The sequence below is a fragment of the Rubinisphaera margarita genome (assembly GCF_022267515.1).
In the GTDB taxonomy this organism is placed as follows: Bacteria; Planctomycetota; Planctomycetia; order Planctomycetales; family Planctomycetaceae; genus Rubinisphaera; species Rubinisphaera margarita.
The window spans coordinates 1-17430 of the sequence record NZ_JAKFGB010000007.1; the positions used below are offsets into that span (position 1 = coordinate 1).

A 17430-nucleotide genomic window follows, 5' to 3' on the forward strand; every position below is an offset into this window, starting at 1 on the left:
AGGGGGACGACCTCGCGTCCCACTTCGCAATGTGGTCGATGCCATCTTTTACAGCCTGCGAACGGGCTGTCAGTGGAAGGCAATCCCGAGCACGTTCTGCTCGGGCAATACGGCTCATGCCTAGGCCAGTTAGACTCTCATAACACATTGGATCAGTTTTTGGGGAGCACGCCAGCTTGCCAGGCTCTTGAAGAGTTATTCCAATCGTGCCGCGTAGAACCCCGTAAATGTCCCCGCTAGCGCCCGATTCCGTCCAGATACTCAAGCAGGTCGAGGCGACTGAACTCGTCGTATTCAGATGCTTCGGTTTGGTTGTGACTCAGAGTCGTTGGCTGAAGAACTGCTTCTCCCAACAAGAGGGGTGCTGTGGTAGTTGTGTCCGAGCCGCCGGTCCAGCGGGTCGCGATTGCGCTGTGACCTTCGCGAGCGGCATCGGACGAGGAAGCAGAAGCCCACTGCGACTCAGCAACCGTCGCACTCGAAGCCGCCGGCAACGTCGATGCAAACCGTCCCACAAGCACGTATCGCCAATCCAGGGGGCTTTGCCATTCAGTGAGCGGACGGTCGACGAACGAACTGCCCGTCGATTCGGCAGAGTGCCACCAGCCGTCTGACGCTCGGGCGAAGATATCGCTCAAACTATCGCCGTTGCTGTCGCCGACCATGAGTTCGTGCAGCCGACCCGCTGACTCCCGCCAGTCGAGCCAGTGCTCCATGCGGAAACGTTGGCCGTTCGATTCGCCGTACCAGACGTTGGTGCCGTTGAACAACCCGGCCACGTTGTCGCGTCCGTCCCCGTCAAAGTCTCCGACGACCACGCCGGAGAGCGAATCCCTCACCGTCCAGGTCGCCCAGATGCCGCTGTGGAAGCCGAGCGCTGGTCCGATCGACTTAGCGACGACAACATACCGATCTCGCCCGGTCCCGAAGACGGCGAGAACGTCATCGCGAGTGTCTCCGTTGAAGTTCCCCACCTGAGCAAATTCGAAGCCGTTATTCATGCTCCAGCGATGGGAATTCAGGTACTGGAACCGCGTGTTGCTCGTCTTGACCATCCAGACGACCCCGGAAGTGGCCACAACAGTCAGGTCTTCTCCCTTCAGGCCATCGAAGTTGCCGACCAGAACCGTTTCGATGCCTTCGTAGTTCCCATAGTCGCCCCACGAGCGATTCAGAAACCGCGTCCCGTCAGAGACGCCAACCCACCAGCGGCCACGATTGCGGTTCGCAATCTTAAACAAGCCAATGATGTCGTCCTTGCCGTCGTCGTTGAAGTCGCCGACGTGGATTTCTTTGATCTCCTCATGAGCCCATGTGGTCCAGGTCGTGAAGGTGAAGCTCCCGTTGCCATCTGACAGCCCGACTCGCCATTCACGATTATGCAGCCAGAGGGCCATGTCTTGGAAGCCATCACCGTTAAAATCGCCCTGCAGCGTCTGCCGGAAGGAACTGGCTGGCCCCGTCGCAGCGACATGACTTGTGTAGTTGCCGTCGGCATCGGGACGGCTGACCCACCATTTTCCGTTCACGAATCCCGTGATTGAACTGGGAGTTCCTGTCGGCTGTTGCTCGACATCATCGTTCTGAATCGAGACTGTCACGCTGCTGGTCGACAACGCAGCATGCACGGTGTTCGTCAAGAGTACGGTGAAGTACTCATCACCTTCAATTTCCGTATCCCCAACGATCGACACGGTGAATTGCCCGTTGGTAGAGTCGACTGGAAAGTTAACCTGCCCAGACCTGCTGAAGAAGTCATCTTCTGCAGTCGCCGTCCCGGAGGCCGTTTGATAGGACACAGCCGCACCCTTTTCACTCAGCCGGCTAAGTGTTCCAGTAATCGTAGCGACTATGGTGCCGTCATCCCCTTCCACGACGGTCAAATCATTGAACATCATCCCCGGGAGCGCGTCATCGTCGGCGATTACGGCTCCCGCCTCCGCTTGAACTATCGTGCCTCCTGAGGCATTAGAGATTGTGAAGCCAAAAGCTTCGTCGAATTCATCGATCTGATCATTGACCGTGGGGATGTTGACCGTGAGCGAAGTCATTCCTGGCGTGAACGTCAATTCCTGACTGGCGAAGACAGATTGATAGTCAGCCTGTTCGGTCGCTCGCGGTGCAGGCAAGCTGCCAGAACCGACGGTCCAGTGCACAGTGACCGGAATCGTCGTGGGCTGATCGAGCCGGACTTCAAACTGGACGACTCCCCCTTCCACCACAGGTTCCTCTGGCGAGATCGCCAGAATATTGACAGCGGGCGGTTCGGACTCCTCGAATACAATGGTATACGTTCCCTGTTCGGTTCCGAATCCATCCACGCGAGCGAAGTAGGTCTCTCCTGCTGAGAGTGCGGTCGTCCAGGTTTCTTCGCCTTGTCGTTCCGAGTCATTAATGGGGCTAATGAACGTCCCTCCGACGGCATTTCCTAGCGAATCAAAGATCAGCAGCGTGGCATCGAAGTTGATCGGATTCACACGGACATCCCAGTCACCAGTCGACGGCACCTCCAATTCATAGAAGTCGTAGTCCTCGCTGTCGTCGATCAACTGATTCGTGAAGGAAGCGAACCCATTGACGGGGGAAAGGACTTGCGATGTCTCACTGTCGCCGTTAATTCGCAAATCATAGTTCGCATCGCCTGTCCCCTGAGGCTGCACAGCCACCCAATGTGTCTGCTTCGAAGCAAATGTGGCATTGAGGATAACATCGTAAACGAAGCCTCCGGTGTCACTCACGGAATCTGGTGGTCCCGCATCTTCGTAGAAGGCAACTTCGACGTCTCCGGTATTTTCAACCAGCTGAATCGCGACCGGCCCGGCCTGCTGCCTAAATACCTGATAGGCGTTATGCGAGTTCTCGCCCACCGCGCGCCCGTCGAGTCGGGCGTTCCCGAACTGATTTGTGTAAAGCGTCTGGAAGAACGGGAAGGGAGCGTCTGGGAAATTGCTGCCTGTCGGTTCAACCGGAGTGAGCACGGGCCATCCCCACGAAGCATGGTCCGAAATGTTCCCGTCCGCGGCGTCTGTCACTTCGAGATGGAGTTCCTGTACCCCGGAGACGTCGATCGTGAATGAGCGTAGTGAGGAACTTCCTGTCAAAATTCCCGAAGTATAGAGCAGTTGGCCGTCGCCAGAAACGTTGAATACCACACTTCCAACGTCTCCGGATTCATCGTCGACTCCGATGAAGGATCGAAAGTCTGAATATCGTCCGTTGAGTGGGATTCGAATCGTACCATTGGCGTGAATGCCAATCCCCTTGCCGAACTGATACCCGTCAATCACAAGGTTCTGCCGATCCGTTGTCAGATCGAGCTGGATCGTTCCATAGTCCGTTGCGGTGGCAAACCAGGGAACGTCGCTGGCGTAGACTTCGTCGAACCACGTTACTGCGGCGTTACCCCAGACGGCATGATCCCTGAAATTCCCGTCGCCTGCATCAGTAACTCTCAACTCAAGCCGTCTGATCCCACGGACATCCACGTCGATGGGGATCGCGGCATGTGCACCGGTTATAACCGAACTCTGATAGAGCGTCTGGCCGTCGCCGACGACGTGAAACACGACTGAGCCGTCATCACTGGGGACGTCGTCTGGCACTCCTATAGAGGCCTGAAAGCGGTCTCCAAGCCCTTTCAGATTCAGCGTGAGATGCCCTGTTGAGTGGATTCCAACTCCTTTACTGAATCCGGTTCCATTGACCACAATCGGCGTCTGATTCGTGGTGCGATCGCGTTCGACTGAGGCCCAGTCAGTCCGCGCCTCAGCCCAGTAGAGATCACTGACATAGCTTCCGCCGCTGGCAAGATCGGGACGTTCAAGTGGCGAGCTCGCGACCTGATTGACATCTTCGCGAGGCGGTCCTTCCGACCAGGCGTCACTCCCGAACCCAAGTCCTGAGTTGCGGGCATCATCGTCCAGACGTCGAATATTGCCCGTCAGGAAATCTCCGTACCAGGCGCTCCAACCGGGACGACCATCGGTTTCAGCGGTATAACCGAATGCAGTGGCATCATGTAGATCAAGATCTCCGCCGTGGGGATCGTTCCCCTTTGGGACTCCAAGGTTGCCGAAATACTGACTCTCAAGCCCGTGCATCCATTCGTGAATCATTCCTGGAACATCGTGGCTTCCCAGCTGTCCATTCGGCTTAACGTAGTTAAGGGAGGACATGGCCATGCCATAACGAATGGTCGCGCCGCCTCCCCACAGAGCCGATGGTCCAAGATCGCCTGTAAGCCCATGAAACACAAACACATGGTCATACCAGCCGCTCTGAGTCAACTGGTCCAGTTCTGAATCAATCGATTCCGCATTGGCCCACTGATAGCGCTCCCCATCCCAGTGCAAATGATCAAGAGGGCGATCAATCACTTCGACGTGCACCCGTGCCTGGACTTCGCCACCGGTGATTTGGTTCACGAGAATCGGGAGTTCGGTTTGCACGCCTTCAGTAATCGTCTGGATCGAGACCTCGTCCAGTGAGGCCGAAGCAAACTCGAGATCAACGTCTCGGTAAATCAGAGCCAAATGCCGAAACTCGATCGTACTACCGGAGAGTAGAACTCTTGATTCCAGCTGATCAACTGCCGCCGGCAGAAAATGCGAAGGATCTATCCGACGATGGATCCTCGTCGCCCTAGAACTGCTCGCAGTCCGTGAGAAAGCCTCGCAGCTCAAATGGTGTCTCATCAGCAACCTCTCCCGCTCGACTCGGTGTCTTTGGCCCATGGAGCGGGAAGCGAGTCAATTGAGAATCTCGCATTCGAATGAGATCTACCTGGCTGGCTTTAGCATCTACCGCTCTTACGTTCTTACACATTTGAAGGTACAACACCGAGACAATGGCCTCCGTGCTACCTCGCGAGGTCGTTCTTACTTCCAGACTACTGAACAACGCACATATACTTCAACCGTAGTACTGTGAATCCCAACGCAATTGATTGAGAATTGAGTTTCTGGTTTTTACGGCGATTCCTGCGGAGCGTGGGTTGTTACTCAAGCGATGAGCAGGTCTGCGGAAGAAACGTCATAAATCACTTTGGCCCACATGACCGCGAGCCCCTTGAATATCTTTGAGATGCCGACACCGCACATTTGCATCCTACCGGGCCTACTGGCGTCACACGATCCATACGCGCTATTCTTACCGGAAATTCATCCTTGGACGATGAAAGAGGGGCGGGATGTAAAACTCGGATTGGCGGCGCCTACCGGGTGATCCCGTCCAAGTATTCCAAGAGGTCAACGCGGCTGAACACGTCATAGTCTGACTCGCTGGCGCCTTGGTCCTTCAGACTCGCGGGCGGAAGGACTTGCCCTTCCATTGCGAGAGGTGCCGTGACGACAACGTCTGCCTTTCCTGCCCAGCGAGTGGCTATGGCCGTGTTATCACCCGCGTTAACCTCACGTGAGGCAGGCACTGGCGATCCGGTCTTGAAAGCCGTTGCATTAGCTGCTGACGAATGCGTCCCCACGAAACGTCCCGCTTGCACGTGTCGCCACTCGACGCTGGACGACCATTCCACGAGCTCGCGGTCGACGAAGGAGTCGCCGGTCGATTCGGCGGCGTGCCACATGCCATCGGCTGCCCGGCCGAAGATATCGCTGAGGCCATCTCCATTGCTGTCCCCGACAGCAATACTCTGCAATCCGGACGAAGCGGCGTTCCATCGCAGCCAGTGTTCCATGGTAAATGTCTGGCCGTTCGATTCGCCGAACCAGATCCGCGTGCCGTTCAACAGGCCGGCCACGTTGTCCCGACCATCGCCGTCAAAGTCCCCGACGACAACGGCATCCAGCGATTGATTGACGGTCCAATCGCTCCAGTTGCTGCTGTAGAATCCGGTAGCAGGACCGGTCGACTTCGCGACGAAGACATGCCGCTGGGGCCCCGTCCCGAAGACGGCCAGCACATCATCCCGCGTGTCGCCGTTGAAGTTTCCGACCTGAGCGAACTCGAAGCCGTTCGACAGATTCCAGCGATGGGAATTGAGATACTGAAAGCGGGTATTGCTTGTCTTCACCATCCAGACGACGCCGGACGAGGCCACGACCGTCAGATCATCGCCCTTCAGGCCGTCAAAGTTGCCAACCAGGACGGTCTCGATCCCATGGTAGTTGCCATAGTCCCCCCAGTGACGATTCATAAATCGGGAACCATTGGATTGTGCCACCCACCAACGCCCGCGATTACCGTTGTTAAACAGGCCGATGATGTCGTCGAGCCCGTCGTTGTTGAAGTCGCCGACATGGACTTCCTTGATCTCCGGATGAGCCCATTCCGTCCAGGTCGAAAACGTGAACTGCCCGTCGCCGTCACCGATACCGATGCGCCATTCGCGATTATGCAGCCAGGCAGCGAGGTCCTGAATCCCGTCGCCGTTGAAGTCTCCCTGTAAAACCTGGCGGAATGAACTCGCTGGCCCCGAAGCAGCCACATGATTCGCGTAGTTGCCGCTGCTGTCCGCGGCGGCCATCCACCAGTTTCCGTTGACGAATCCGACCAGCGTGCTGTGATTGCCGGAGGTGCGTTCCCGCACTCCGCCGTCAAACGTGGCAATGAATGGACTTGTCGCCACATTGAACTGGAATGATCCTGTCCGCAAGGTCGCCGGCGAGAAGTCACTATCCCTCAGATCATCACCGACATCAGCGGCGACTGGTCTCAGGTTCGCAGGCAATGCCGCGGAAAGATAATACTGTCCATCGGCCACGCTACTGAATTGATAGTAACCTTCGGCGTCCGTCGTTGCGGTAGCGACGATCTGATTGTTCGAACTGCGACGCAGTTGTACAGTCACGCCGGCTCGCCCGTCTTCCTCAAATCGATCATCCCGATTGTTACCATTGGTGTCGTTCCAGAAGCGACCGACGATATCCCCACTCTGAATCAAGGGCTCGACGACCACCAGCGGAAGATTCGAATTGTCTTCCCGGTCATTGATCTCGTCTTTGATGACACCCAGGTCAGACGTGCCCCAGAAGTTGCGAGACAGATCAATCGTATGCAGTGGACTGCCGTCCGTATCGATCGTGGCATCAGACAGATCATTCTCGCGAATAACCACCTGCGCCGACGATGAGATGTCGATCACTCCCGTCCAGGCGACGTTCGTAATCTGAGCGGACGAAGAACTCTGGAGAGCGACATCTCCGGTGATCTCAACTCCTTCAAGTACGAGAGAGCCGAATGTGTGGACAAAGAAATCATATCCCGTCGAGTTCCTGGTAATCTCCGATCCAGGCTTTACGGAAAGCTCTGCGCCCACCCCGGAAACAGTCACATCACCACTTCCCAGCCGGTAAACATCGACTCCATTCAAATCCCAGGCGATCTTGCGTCCGATCCGTCCGTCGAGGATTCCGATCTCATTCGGGAGATCATTCCCTCGGAGCTGAGGGACCTTCTCCGGATGAGCGTAGACATACGCCCCAGCCGCGAAGACATTATTGCTGATCATTCCCTGGAATCCTGCTCCGATCCGCAGAAGACTGCTGCCCCCCCACTGAGTCTGCACCGCCGAGAGATTGGCTGTCCCCGTGAAACCCGCCCAGATCTCCGCGTTCATTACAACGCCATCGACGGTTAACGAACTGCCGTTCTGGGCGATGATCTGATAAGACGTAGAGCTTCTCGATACCGTGACGCCCGGGGCGATTGTCAGATCTGCTGCAAGTCCACTGACGTAGACATCACTGGTTAACCGAAGTTCCGTCGTTGCTGGAGTCGCCCAGGTCACATCGCTGGCGATTGTCCCGCTGAGCATATAGACGACTGAAGGCAACGTGTTTGCGTTCAGGAGATCCAGCCGGTCCGGAGCGATATAGACTTCAGCGTTCGCATCAAACTCGCCGCCGGTCAAAGTCCCGGTCGCATATTGCCCCAACCGGAGCGATCCCTGGCCGCTCCATTGACTGTTCGCGGCGTTCAGCAAACCAGGCGAGTTCGTGCCAACATGAATCTCGCCGGCGATTGTACTGCCTCGAGTGACAACCGAGCCTCCATTGCCAACAATCAGCTCATAGGACGATGAAGACTGGGTCAAGACACCTGAAGGGTCGAGCGAGAGAATCGCGTCGACACCATCCACCGTAACATCCCCAGTCAGGCGGTATTCCAGCACGCCATTCAAATCCCAGTCGACCGCCTGATCGATATCACCCTGATCGATGGAAAGTACTTCCGGCAGCTGATTCCCATTCAACTGGGGCACGATCTCGGGGCCGACTTCCAGACTTCCGGCCGTGAAATCGTTGCCGGTGAACGACACCATTGTTCCGTTTGCAATGATCCCACCCGCTCGGAACAGAGAATTCTCTGCCTCGATGGCGCCTCCTTCTTCGACAATGATCTCTGCACCAAGATCCGCTCCGGTATTCCCGCCGATGATCAATCGCCCTCCCTCCCGGACGATGATCTCGTAACTACTGGAATTCGTCGTCACCACGACACCCGGATCGATCGTGAGCGTCGTGCCGGACTCTACGTAGACATCCGATGTCAGGTTGTAAGGGCTCTGCAGGGTGGACCAGCCCCCCGCATGTGCCCCCGAAACGTCGACACTTGCGACAACGTCGATCGAGTCAAGCACGGTCTTGCTGAAGGGGACTCCGTCGTTGGTCAAACCCGTCATCTCGACCGACATCGCGTGCGAGCCCAATTGCGTCAGCGTCGAAAACTCGCCGGTGTATTCATTCAGCCCACTATCATGGAGCGTAATCGTCTCTGTTCCACCACCGGGAAACGTGATTGTCGCCCTCACCGTCGCATTCCCGATCGCACCAATAGTGTCCCCCAACGCCAGCGAGACGGGAAGTGGATTATCAAGTGTGATCTGCGACACCGGAACGTCGAGCGATCCAGTCACGTCGGACTTCAGGCGTGCAAATGCTTCAAACGGCTCTCCGCCAGGCTCCGTATCGACTCCCAGAAGAGAAATCTGCCATTCGCCAGGCATCGGAGTTCTGATGACGAATGATTCCGAGGTCGCATCCTCATAAACACGGAGATCAATATCGGGAGCCGTCGTGCTCTTCGTAATCGTTCGCCCGTCGGGGGCCGTCAACACGAAATCGAGATCGCTTCCCGGGAAGCTTACGAACATCCGCATTTCCGAATCGGACGGATCGACTGTCGTCGTCCCGATTCCGAGTGTCTGATTCTGCTGCACAGTTCCAACCGTTCGGAATTGCTCCGACTCGCCGGAAATGCTCCCGGAGACCTGCTCGAAAGCGGCTCGGATCGCGGCCGGATCCGGAACATCCAGAAACTGGCCTCCACTCTGCTCGGCGATTTGGCGAAGCAACGCCCGGTCCGCCCCGGAGCCAAACGCAATCGTAAAGACCGGAATTCCGGCTGGGATTGCTCCCAGTGGACTCGGCCCCGAGTTATGTTCTCCATCGGAAAGTAGAACGATTGCACGGTCGGATTCAGGGCTGGCAACCGAGAGAATGTTTCCTCCAGCAATCAGTCCACTTCCGATGTTTGTGTTGCCTGACGCATTGATGGCGTTGATGACGCTGATCGCCTGATTTCGGACCGTTTCATCGGGACCGATCACCATCAGCGACATATCGACGGTTGAGGAGTCCGCGAAACTGGCGATCCCCAATGCATCCTCCTGATCGAGAAGACGCACAAACTGAGCAGCCGCATCCTGCATTGACGTGAGGTTTGCCCCCGACATACTCCCCGATCGATCCAGAACGGTCGCGATATTGATGCCGTCGAGTTCGAGATTGAAGATCAATCCATAACGTGTCCTTGTGCCATTGGAATTCCGCACAATCAGCGTGTAGAAGTCCGACGAGTCTCCTTCGACATTGGCCGGAGCGTCAGGCATCGAGATGCGGAGACTCCCGTCGGCGAGTGTCTGTCCTGTTCCGACAGTCGCTCCAGAGCGGTCAATCACTTCGGCAATCAATCCTGGTGTCCCGTCTGGGTTCAGAACCTGAATCGAAGCATCAGGCCCCGCCTGTTCTGTCAGTCGAAACTGAAACTGATCCGACGTCTGTTGACCATCCGAAAAGGTCGGGGCCTGGGAAAGAACGAGCCCATCGTACCGACGTACTGCTTTGGCCAGATCAACTCCTACCGCTCCCTGAACGACTGTGGGAGAGTCGTCCTTCGAGTCGAAACTGCCGGCCCCTTCCAGATTCCAGTCCGCTGCGTGCCACGAGAATAGATCGACCGAATAAGGTGCGGTGGTGGACCAGAACAGATCGGGCGGATCGTATTCAGCAGTTCCTTCAACATCGAGGCTTCCCCGCGCGTCAACCAGTCCCTCCGGAGCGACTCCATTGTACTCGAAGGTGAAATTCTGAAGCAGCGTTGCACCGATCTCCAGACTTGCCTTGCCGACGACGGCCCGCACGGTCGCACTTGGTGGAGTTACCGCAGCTGCCGACAGCGTAAGCGAAGCAGCCGGCTGGAAAATCAACTCAGGCGTGAATGATCCCCCGGACGTGACGCCCCCCTGAAGCTGGAACATCCGATCGTTCTGCCCGCCAAGCCCGAACACGATCTGGGGGGCGATCTCTCCAATCGCAACACCCGGCACTCCTGGCAGGGGAACCGGAATTTCTGGAAGATTCACGGTGGCCATCAACTCTGGATTGATGAATACGCTGGCCGCGATACCATCGAGCGCCAACGTCTGATTATTGATGTTCGGACTGAAACTTCCACCAACCGTGATTGAAGCCTCGAAGTCCGCTGAAGCAGAGTGGTTCAACAAGTTGAAGTCAGCGGAGAACGATCGGGACTCTGTATGAGAAGCCTCTGTCGAGACAACGATCGGATCGTCGAACAGATCCGCTCCCAGGAGCATGGCATCGAAGAGAAACGCGTGATCGTGGGCGACGACCGGGCCGGCCGGTGTGGCACTCACATCAATCGAGAAAGTCGATGCCATGGTGAATGAGGTCTCGAGTCCACTGAAATCAAAGAGGTCGATGTCTCCGACGCTCAACTTCCATTCAGCCGGTGTACTGACGCTGAATCCACTGGCCGGGCCAACGTGCTCGACCTTCACATCCAGGTCGTACCCCTCCAGGGGGTCGAATCGGACGTCCTCCAGTGTGGTCCGAGTATCCTGCAGCCAGCCGGGAAGCTCGACGACCGGCAAAGACACATGAAACGCTGATCCTGCTACGCCACTGGCATCAAAAGGCGTCGCCGTCAGCGAAGCCCCCGCTGTCAACGAAAGCATATCAAACGCCGCTGAAAAGCCGTCGCCCCGCGTTGTATCGTTAATGACCATTCCGCCGAGATTGAACTCGACTCGCTCGACGTCGGCATTGACCTGAGCGGTGAAACGATTGTTCGTAAACGACGAGCGTCCCGTCGAGAACAGCCCGGCATCAAAACCGGTCAGAATCCGGACATCATCCGCTTCGCTCGAGACACCAAGACTATCTCCCAGACCAAGAATGGTTGCTGCCAGCAGCGTTCTCGATTCAAGGACATCGGCAAACTGATACGACCTTTGCAGGGATCTCCGTCGGCGTGTGGCTACTCTTTTCTGAGCGTTCTCTGAGTGCGATATCAACAAACGAGAAATACGTCTACGGCCCATAGCAAAGCGCTCCTGCCAGATAGAGTTGTAAGGATTCTATCGGTCTTAGTGGATTGCATCACCAATTACAATAAACATATGCACCTGTGTGTTCGATTTCACACTATCCACAAGAATGAGCACATCGACGACGTCAGCAGAGCGCACAGGAAGCAAGGAATTCCCTGGTCCTCCCCTAAATCCAGTCACAGCAAATCCATCTCAGCAGCCTCAGCCGTTTCTCAGTCTCCCGCAACACAACTGACTGAACTCGACCGCAGCCCCTATCTCGGGAATTCCATTGAACTTCTTCATCGCCTCCTCCACCGACCGGGAACTGGCCAAATACATCAAGTACCCGAAACACGAAACAAGATCCTCCGGACTCGGCTGCCGAAGCAGATTCACACGACAAGCGTTTCGTCTCGCAGTAGGATGTGCGTGCGGTAGCATATCAGCGTCCCTGCCCTCCTGTTTCGTCCGACTCAGTCCGCGGCCTCGTCTCTCAAGCGAGAACCCTGTCGCGGGATTGCGTCGCGTCAAATACAACCGTTGAACAGGCGGCGTCCAAGTGGTCGAATTGGAACGACTCGAAGCTGACCGGTTTCGGCGGTACAAGGAAGACTTCAGCTATGAATTCTATGTTGCACGCAAGCGATGAATCGCAACCGGAGACACTCCGACATGCAACAGACGCCACGCCTCAGGTCGGTGGCTGGCTGAAAGCGGGAAGACAATACTGGCGGCGAATGCAATAATGATCAACATGCCACACCAAACTCGATTCACTCGCCGGACTGCTGCATTCTTGATGGCTTGCAGCCTGATCGCCGGACTGCTGCCGGGCGCCGCCTCTGTTGCCATTGCCGAGGAGCAACACGACGACAGTCACGATCCCGCTGTTCAGTTCGAAAAGGCCCAGACCGAAGCCGAACTACGGGCCGACGCTGAGAGAGTTCTCAAGAAGAAGGTCGAACCGTTCGTCAAGAACTACTGCATCAGTTGTCACGGAACCCGACCTGAGGCGGGGATCAACCTCCAGTCGGCACTCCGAACTCCCGGCGCTACGTCCTCATTCCTGCATTGGAAGAAGGCGGTGGCGAACGTCAAGGTGGATGACATGCCGCCCGACTATGCCGATAACATTCCAACCGATGAGGAGCGCCGCCAATTCATCGAGGGGATCGGCAAGCTCAAGTACCTGGCCCAACGCGACCCCGGTCCCTTTGTCATCCGTCGCTTGAGCAAGGTGGAGTACGGCAATACGCTCCACGACCTGTACGGTGTGGCTCCATCCATCGCCGACAGCCTGCCCGAGGAAGTCGTCGGCGAGGGATATCTCAATTCGATCTCTCCGCTGCAGTCGGAGTTGTTTCTCGACATCGCCAACAAGGTGATCGAACAGGTCGTGGTTCCGGAGGGGCAACCGCCCACCGAAGTCCAGCGGCGCCTATTTGGAGAGTCGCCCCCCGACGGTGCTGATTACCGTGAGGCGGCGCGGAAGATTGCGCGCTCCCTGGCTCGCGACGCTTACCGTCGTCCCCCGACCGAAACAGAGCTGGATGTGCTGGTGGGCGTCTTCGATCTTGGTCGCGAGAACGATCTGAATTACACGGCTTCACTAAGTCTGATGTGGAAGGCGATCCTCGTCTCTCCGCAATTCCTCTTCATCACGCCTGCAGGGGGATTTGACTCGGAAGACGCCATTGTACCGCTGGACGACTATCAATTGGCTTCCCGACTCTCCTACCTGCTGTGGTCGGCTCCGCCGGACGCCGAACTGTCCGACCTGGCTGACAAGGGCGAACTCCGCCAGCCCGAAGTGCTGCGAGCACAAGCGGAGCGTCTACTGAGGCATCCGCGTTCACGAGCCCTGTTCGATGGCTTCGGTGCTCAGTGGCTGGGCGTGGGTGGGCTGGAGCATCAGACGTTTGACCCGGACGTTTTCCCGCAGATGACCCCCGCTTTGCGAGAGGCGATGGTGGAAGAAGCACGTCTGTTCTTCGAGAGCATCATCCGGGAGAACCAGAGCGTCTTCCGATTTGTGGACAGCGACTACACCTTCCTGAATGAGACGCTTGCAGAGTTGTACGGGCTGGAGCAATCCGTAAAGGGCCCGGCCATGCGGAGGGTTAAGCTCGATGACCCTAACCGGGGCGGCATCCTGGGCATGCCGGCCACGCTGGCCACGACGTCGTTTCCTAACCGGACAAGTCCCGTCATGCGTGGTGTCTGGGTACTCGAACAGATCTTGGGAGAACGTGTCCCTCCGCCTCCGCCGAACGTCCCCGAACTCGAGGAGCAGGAGCAGGAACAGAAGAACGTAGAGGCATTGACACTGCGTCAACGGACGGAGCTACACCAATCAGAACCGACTTGCGCTAACTGTCACAAGGTTCTCGATCCGATCGGCTTCGGATTAGAGAATTTCGACGCGATTGGGCGATGGCGCGAACGAGATGAAGTCGGCGTCGCGATCGACTCAGCGGGGAAACTTCCCAATGGGGAAGGCTTCTCCACTCCCGCTGAATTGAAGGCCCTGTTGGCGCAGCGAAAGGCAGATCTGGCTCGAAACCTGACTGAGCGGTTGATGGCCTACTCGCTCGGGCGACAACTGGAAGGCTACGATGAACTCGTGATCGACCAACTGATGGTCAAGATCGCTCAGGACGATTACAGAATGCGGACGATGATCACTGAAGTCATCACCAGCTACTTGTTCACGCATCGCAAAGTCAAAGGATGAATCATGAAGATCCACTCTCCGATCAATCGTCGCAGCTTTCTGAAGGGAGCGGGAGTTTCCCTCGCACTGCCTCTGCTGGATTCCGTGGGCTGGGCGGCGGGCGGCAACCCCGCCCAGCCGCCGGTGCGGCTGGGGTTCATGTATATGCCACACGGCGTCATCATGGATGAGTTCTGGCCGGAGAGCCCGGAGTCGTATCACGAGTCGCCACCACCAGCGATCGAGTCACTGCGTCCGATCCTGGACCAGTGCCTGATGATGAAGGGCATTTCCGGCGTGCCGACTTCGCCCTTCAGCGGCGCGCCGCACGCGCTGGAGTTGTCGACCTGGCTCACAGCCACCCTCCCGGACGCGGAGACACGCAGCCGCATCAATATCGCGATCTCGGCCGACCAAATCATGGCCAATTATGTGGGAGCCCATACGTTGCTGCCCTCGCTGGAACTGGCGACCATGCCGCAAACGTGGAAAGAGAATCAGGCAGGCCTGCATGAGGCGTACTACTCACATTGCAGCTACCGCTCTCCCACGCAGCCTGTCCCCGCCGAAATCGATCCCCGGAACGTCCTGAATAGACTCTTCGGCAAGAAGGGCGAAGCCGGGCGAGTGACCAGGGCCAACCCGCTCGACCGGCAGATGCTTGACCGGGTGCTCGGGGGCGCGCGGGACCTGCGTCAGACATTGGCCAGGTCCGACCAGCAGAAGCTCGACGAGTACCTCGACAGCGTGCGCTCCGTCGAACGACGAATTGCTGCCATCGAAATGCGCCAACAGGAGGCAGCCCTGGAAAAAGCTGGCGTCCGCTCAACCAAACGCCATGACAGCGACTCGCCGCCCATCGAGGTGAAGATCCCCGAGGGGGACAAGCGCAGCGAGTACATGCAGGTCATGTGCGACCTGAATGTGTTGGCATTCCAGACCGATACGACTCGCGTCAGCACCTACATCGGGTCCACGCCCAATGGCGTGTCTTACCCCGAGCTGGGATTCACGGACAAACACCATTCGCAGACTCACCACGAGAACAGACAAGAGATGGTCCGCAAAGTGGCGGCAATCACGAAGTTCAACATCGATCAATTCGCCTATATGGTGAACAAGATGGCCAACCTGCGCGAGGGGGACGGCACGCTACTCGACAACTGCATCATGATGTGGGGCTCCGGCCTGGAAGACGGCAACCGACACTCCCGAGAGAATCTCCCCTTTATCATCGCTGGCCGCGGCGGCGGCTCCATCAATACGGGCCGCTTCCTGCCGGACGTGAAAGGAAATCAGGGAGACTTGTTGAGCACGTTGCTGAGCTGCGCTGGAGTTCCGCTGGACCGTCCCATTGGGATTGCAACCAAACAAATCTCCGAGATCTCTGCCAATTCCTGAGATCCCAGGGCGGACAGCGGAAGCAGCGAGAACTGCGGGAAATCGTTATCGAAATCGCGAACACCACGGGCTTCGGATATACCCGTATCATTGGCGAGTTGCGAAAAACTGGCACCAAAAACATCAGCCGCCAGACGGTCAGGAACATCCTCAAGGAGCACGGCATCGAGCCGGGGCCCGGCCGTACGTCCGGCTCAGGGACCGAGTTCCTGAACCGACATGGTGAGACCCTGTGGGGCTGTGACTTCTTTTCCTTGAAGTCGATGACAGCCAGAGGCGTACGTGATCTTTACATGCTGGTGTTCCTCAACATGCAGACTCGGGAAGCGATTGTGACGGAGTCGACTTATCGGCCGAACTCAGCTTGGGTGTGCCGGCAGACCAAGTGGTTCGCGGAGCAGACGCGCGAGCGGGATAGGAAGCCCGCAATCGTCGTTCATGATCTCGATGCAAAGTTCACGCGGAAGTTTCGAGAGACGGTGAAGACCCAGGGGATGAAGACGAATCCGTTGCCCAAAGCGTCACCGAACTTGAATGGCCGCTGTGAGCGGTTCATTGAGACCATCGAACTGGAGTGTCTCAACAAGTTCATTGTGTTCGGGAGACGGCACTTGGACTATCTGACGGATTGGTACGTGGAGTATTACAACCATCATCGCACTCACATGGAGCGAGATCATTTGCCCCTTCAATTCCGTAGGCGGCCTGCGACTTTCAGCGGAACGGTCTTAATGCTCAACATGCAGGGATTTTACGTCAAACACTCACTTTTGCAAAGCGTTGCAAACCAGCGCATTCCGTAGCGTATATGCTCCGTATTGGACGAGGATCTCCGTAGATTCCGTAATGGAAATTGCCGCCCTTTTTCCCCACCGACGGCAGCCCGTTTCAGAGTGATTCCTCGAAACCGAGAACTCCCGGCAGGCCCTTCTTTGTCGCCAATTCTGGCTGCACAACCACCCTACCCATCTCGCTTGAATCTCGGCACTTTTCTGGCAGATTCTCGGGCACAAGGTGCTGTTCAATGAATGTGCTACACCCTCCAGAATACGATCTCCGGACAATACCGAGATGGCCAAAATATTCCACCCACTGCTCGCTCTGATCGCCTCCGCCACTGACCGAGAACTGACCGAGAACTGACCGAGAACTGACCGAGAACTGACCGAGAACTGGCCGAGAACTGGCCAAGTACATCGAGTACCTGAAGCACGCGAACAAGATCCTCCGGGCTCGCCTGCCCAAGCAGATTCACACAACGATTAGGGAGCGGGAGATACTGCTCAAGCACGGCAAGCAACTCGCCCAGGCATTTCACGAGTTGACCACGATCGTCTCGCTGTCAACGTTCCTGCGGTGGCTCCGGGAAGCGGACGGCCACAAGCCGAAACCCGCGAACCCCAAAGGCGGCCAGCGAGAGCCACGCGAAGTGCGGACAATCGCAATCGAAATCGCGAAGACGACGGGATTCGGTTACACCACGATCATCGGCGAGCTGCGTAAACTCAGCATCAAAAACATCAGCCGGCAGACTGTGCGGAATATCTTGAAAGAACACTGCTTTGAACCAGGACCAGATCAAACATCTCATCACCGAAGCTATATGGAGCGGGCTCTTATCCCGCCGATCCGAGAGTTGCCCGGCGAGGTTGAGACACTTGATCTCAATGAGCTTGAGGTGCGGTCTTACGTCGGTGGGCAGGTCAAATTGTTCGCAAGAAAAGCGGCATAGAAGATCGGCGAG

General features: G+C 56.9%; 6 protein-coding genes and 1 pseudogene. 4 read left to right on the forward strand and 3 right to left on the reverse strand.

Features of this window, described 5'->3' with window-relative positions; all coding sequences use genetic code 11:
* Positions 1 to 121 (forward strand): annotated as a pseudogene (locus tag L1A08_RS02380) (transposase); the annotation flags it as partial.
* A gap of 115 nt (positions 122 to 236) precedes the next feature.
* On the opposite strand, the gene L1A08_RS02385 reads toward L1A08_RS02380, so the two are convergent.
* Complete coding sequence (locus L1A08_RS02385; RefSeq protein WP_238753779.1) at positions 237 to 4532, reverse strand: NPCBM/NEW2 domain-containing protein; 4296 nt, start codon at positions 4530 to 4532, stop codon at positions 237 to 239.
* A 680-nt stretch (positions 4533 to 5212) separates the two neighbouring features.
* Positions 5213 to 11581, reverse strand: a complete 6369-nt coding sequence (locus L1A08_RS02390; RefSeq protein ID WP_238753781.1) for an SdrD B-like domain-containing protein — start codon at positions 11579 to 11581, stop codon at positions 5213 to 5215.
* Between the two features lie 790 nt (positions 11582 to 12371).
* Between L1A08_RS02390 and L1A08_RS02395 the strand changes: the two genes are divergently transcribed.
* From L1A08_RS02395 to L1A08_RS02405, 3 genes are all read left to right on the forward strand, one after another.
* On the forward strand, positions 12372 to 14306 hold the full coding sequence (locus L1A08_RS02395; RefSeq protein ID WP_238753783.1) for a DUF1592 domain-containing protein: 1935 nt from the start codon (positions 12372 to 12374) through the stop codon (positions 14304 to 14306).
* Positions 14307 to 14309: 3 nt separating this feature from the next.
* Positions 14310 to 15686, forward strand: a complete 1377-nt coding sequence (locus L1A08_RS02400) for a DUF1552 domain-containing protein (RefSeq protein WP_238753785.1) — start codon at positions 14310 to 14312, stop codon at positions 15684 to 15686.
* A 98-nt stretch (positions 15687 to 15784) separates the two neighbouring features.
* Entirely contained in the window at positions 15785 to 16489 is a 705-nt protein-coding gene (locus L1A08_RS02405; protein WP_238753787.1) for an integrase core domain-containing protein, read from the forward strand.
* A 539-nt stretch (positions 16490 to 17028) separates the two neighbouring features.
* Here L1A08_RS02405 and L1A08_RS02410 read toward each other — a convergent pair.
* Positions 17029 to 17244 (reverse strand): hypothetical protein, encoded by a 216-nt coding sequence (locus L1A08_RS02410; RefSeq protein ID WP_238753789.1) that lies wholly within the window; start codon positions 17242 to 17244, stop codon positions 17029 to 17031.
* Positions 17245 to 17430 lie beyond the last annotated feature (186 nt).